Origin of the sequence: Gordonia aquimaris (assembly GCF_026262595.1) — a bacterium.
GTDB lineage: Bacteria > Actinomycetota > Actinomycetes > Mycobacteriales > Mycobacteriaceae > Gordonia > Gordonia tangerina.
Genome location: NZ_JAPKFM010000066.1, coordinates 1 through 1,737, shown reverse-complemented (window position 1 = coordinate 1,737; position 1,737 = coordinate 1). Strand labels below are relative to the sequence as shown.

Sequence of the window (1,737 nt, the reverse complement as noted above, 5' to 3'; positions counted from 1 at the left end):
CTCCTAGTAATTCCTTGAAAGGAGTGAGAGCCGAGACATCCTCCTGATGTGGTCGAGGGGCTTGGTATCCCAAATCACATCAAGGAGGATGTCGTGTCTCACGGTAGTCGATTGAGTCGTGGCGATAGTCGCCGTAATGACCGGTTGGGCCAGTTACGTCAGATCGTGCGTCGCGAGTATGCGGTGGTCGCTATCGATCTGGCCAGCCACAAGCAGGTGGTGGCGGTGACCGATCATGACTCGCGGGTGCTGGCGCGTCGAACGGTGCAGGTCGCGCCGGCGAAGCTAGGGCCGGTGCTGGACTGGGCGCGTGAGCAGGCGCTGGCAGCGGGCTTCACCGGGATCGTGGTGGCATGTGAACCCACCGGTCACCGATGGAAGAGCGTCTGCGATGTGGCGGCCGAGTCCGGCGTGGATGCGGTGTGTGTGCAGCCGATGCTGGTGGCCCGCGCCCGCGAGGCCGAAGACTTCACCCGCGACAAATCCGACGACAAAGACGCCATGCTGATCGCCCGGTTGACCACCCAATTGCACGTCTATCTGCCCGAACGCCAGCACCCGGCGTGGGCGCGACTGCGTCACCTGGGGGTACGTCGCGCCCAACAACTGACCCGCCGCGGCGCGGCCCGCCAGCAGGTGCGTGACCTGCTTGACGCAGCATGGCCGGCCGCCCTGGACTGCGCGCGCAAACCGTTGGACTCGATGACGTGGCTGGCGGTGATGGCGGTCATCGACTGCGATCCCGCGGTCCTGGCGGCCAAAGCCGCGACCGCACGCGGTCGACGCGCGTTGACCGCGGCGATCAGCCGTGAACTGCCCCAGTGGGGGTGGCCAACGCATCCATACCCCCATCCTGACCGCGCTGATCGCCGCCGCGGTCGCCGAACCTGCCGCCGCCGACGCCCGCCCCGGCACCCTTGAACGCGCCCGCTACGCATTGGGCGACTACCAGCGCGCCGCCGCCGACTGCGACGACGTCGCCACCCGGATGCTCGAGGTTCTCACCGAGCTGCACCTGGCCACGCTGGCCGACTCCATCCCCGGCATCACCGCAGTATCGGTGGCCGCGATCCTCGCCGAGACCGGCGACCCGACCCGCTTCACCTCCGCACGCGCGGTGGTCAAACACGCCGGGCTGTGCCCGCGGGAGAACTCCTCGGGCAACTACACCGGCACCACCCGCATCAGCGGCCGCGGCCGACCTCGCCTGCGGCTGGCCGCCTGGCGTGCGGTATTCGGCGCACTGGCACACAACGAGGTCTACGCCCACCGCTACCGCCACCTGACCACCCGCGCCGACAACCCACTGACCGACAACCAGGCCCGTATCGCGATCGCCGCGGCCCTACTGCGACAGCTCCACACGATGATCACCACCACCACCGGCTGGAACCCCGCACTGGCCGGCCCCGCGCCGAGCACCACCGAAAGGACCGCCGCCTGACCCCAAAACCCCTCCGACCGGGACAAGCTCGCAACCTCCTCGGGCACCAAACCCGACCCTGAGCCTGAGCAGTCCCACCCTCACGCGACCAAAGCTCGGATGAAGGATGTTGGGCACCAACCCGTTTGCACGCTAGGTAGAGCACGCGTCAGGGCAGACCCCGGCCCGGAACCCACAACCCCCAAGCCACCCCAAAGCCGCGAGCACAAAAACCAACGCCCGCGGTCACATACCCCACGCCGCCACCACCATCAGGAACCTCTTGACACCCAACCCCATAGGATGCTCAGGGA

2 protein-coding genes are annotated in these 1,737 nt (G+C 67.8%); both read left to right on the top strand.

What is annotated here, in order from left to right; genetic code table 11:
• The first annotated feature begins 93 nt into the window (after window positions 1-93).
• Window positions 94-921: an IS110 family transposase gene (locus tag OSB52_RS24575; protein WP_266063956.1), complete on the top strand. Its 828-nt coding sequence runs from the start codon at window positions 94-96 to the stop codon at window positions 919-921.
• The gene (locus tag OSB52_RS24570) at window positions 809-1,444 is read left to right on the top strand and encodes a transposase (protein ID WP_266063955.1); all 636 of its coding nucleotides are present in this window, start codon (window positions 809-811) and stop codon (window positions 1,442-1,444) included. Before OSB52_RS24575 ends, OSB52_RS24570 begins: the two co-directional genes overlap by 113 nt.
• The last annotated feature ends 293 nt before the right edge of the window (window positions 1,445-1,737 follow it).